Origin of the sequence: Flexivirga sp., from assembly GCF_035551235.1 — a bacterium.
Lineage (GTDB): Bacteria > Actinomycetota > Actinomycetes > Actinomycetales > Dermatophilaceae > Flexivirga.
Genome location: NZ_DASZNO010000002.1, coordinates 1 through 1,722, shown reverse-complemented (window position 1 = coordinate 1,722; position 1,722 = coordinate 1). Strand labels below are relative to the sequence as shown.

Annotated in this window: 4 protein-coding genes; all 4 read left to right on the top strand. The window is 68.5% G+C overall.

Translation table 11 applies throughout. The annotated features are described in order from the left end of the window. On the top strand, positions 1-610 hold a 610-nt coding region (locus tag VG502_RS00060; RefSeq protein WP_325547539.1), incomplete at its 5' end, for a DUF5753 domain-containing protein. Further along, positions 607-783: a DUF397 domain-containing protein gene (locus VG502_RS00055; protein WP_325547538.1), complete on the top strand. Its 177-nt coding sequence runs from the start codon at positions 607-609 to the stop codon at positions 781-783. The genes VG502_RS00060 and VG502_RS00055, both read left to right, overlap by 4 nt. A gap of 77 nt (positions 784-860) precedes the next feature. After that, a complete protein-coding gene (locus tag VG502_RS00050) occupies positions 861-1,034 on the top strand; it encodes a hypothetical protein (RefSeq protein ID WP_325547536.1) in 174 nt (57 codons plus the stop codon). Positions 1,035-1,123: 89 nt separating this feature from the next. Continuing rightward, positions 1,124-1,722 (top strand): prepilin peptidase (locus VG502_RS00045; RefSeq protein WP_325547534.1); only part of this gene is annotated, 599 nt, incomplete at its 3' end.

Genomic DNA, 1,722 nt, shown 5'->3' with positions numbered 1-1,722 from the left:
GAGCGGGCGTTGGCACGCGGTGACGGTGGCCGAGCGGCGTCAGCAGATGAACGCGCTGCTGGCTGCGGAACGCACGGCGACGACCGTCACGCACCTGGCGCCGTTGCTGATCCCCGGCGTTCTCCAGACCAGTGCGGTCATTCGCGCCATCATGGTCGACGCTGATGTGCCGTTGGACGAGATCGACGAACGAGTGGCGATCCGGATCGGACGACGTGACCTCATCACCCGCAAGTCTCCGGCCGAGCTCGACGTCGTCCTCGGCGAGGCGGCCATTCGGCACGTCATCGGTGGTCCTGAGGTGTGGGTCGAGCAGCTCACGTACCTCACGGAGATGATCGACCTGCCCAACGTGCAGGTTCGGATCATCCCCTTCGGCGCCGGTTGGACGCCCGTTCTGACTGGATCCTTCATCCTGTTCGATTCGGACCAAGCGCCGTCGATCATCAGCCTCGAGATGCATCGTGGTGGCCTGATACTCTACGCCGAGGAAGACATCGCTGTGCACCGGCAGAAGGCCGAGGCGGCGCGCGCGAAGGCGATGAGTGCCGAGGACAGCCTGGAACTCATCGCGAAGGTCAAGAGCGAGCTGTTGGAGGCGACGAAATGACGGACTCGACCGGTTGGTTCAAGTCGAGCTGGAGTTCCGAGACGCAGGACTGCGTTGAGGTCCGTCTTGGCGACGACGTCGGTGTGCGTGACTCGAAGGCACCGTCCGACGGGCAGCTCGCGGTCGACCGAGCCGCCTGGACTGCACTGCTGGTTCGCTTCGCGACCGCCTGACCGCCCGTCGAACACACGTTCTACGGTTTGATAGCTTGGTCGCGCCGAGGTCGGGAACGCTGAGCCTGGAGGTCGTCGTGGCGTGGTTGCTGAAGGAACGGGCATCCGGTCGCGAATGGCGAATCGGCGACAGCGACCTGGCGTGGGAAGGCGGCGGCTACGACCCCGCGCGCTTCGAACTCCACGTTCTCGACGAGGACGTCATCGGCACGCCGGACGGCCTGCCCACGGGTGTGCTGACCCACCGATAAGGCGATCTTCCCCGCGCGGACTCCCGTTCCCGGCCGAACCTGCCATGATCGACTCGCAGGGCCGATCGGGAGGTGAGGTCGCTGTGGACGTGGCTTTTCGCCTGCTCGTGGGGTTGGTCCTCGCGTTGGCTGCCGCTCCGGTGGTCGCCCGCCTCACCCGCCGGGCCGCCCATGCGCCACTGTCGCGTCGGCACGTCACCGAGACGATCGCGGCCGCCGCGATGGCCGGAGCGGCAGTGGCCCTTTGGGCTCCCGCTGTCATCGCCGTCGGGATGGCCTTCGTCTTGCTGGGGATCCCGGCCGCCGCGGTCGACGCCGCCGAGCACCGGATCCCGGACATGCTCAGCCTCCCGCTGTGCGGCGCCACGGTGACCTGCTCGGTCGTCGCCGCCGTCGCCGGACAAGACGTCGGGAGCGGCGCCCGCGCCCTCGCCGGCGGTGCCGTCTGGGGCTTGTTCCTGTTGTTCTCCTACTTGCTCACCGGCCAGCCGGGGCCAGGGGACGTGAAGCTCGGGCCGAGCGTCGGTGTGCTGCTGGGCTGGCTCGGGTGGAACTGGGTGCTGGGCGGGCTCATCGCGGCCTACCTCCTGACGGCCTCGGCCGGGCTCATCGGCGTGGTCCTGCGGCGCTACTCGTTCCGGGCCGGCCAGGTGCCGATGGGCCCGCCGATGATCGCGGTCGCCCTGGC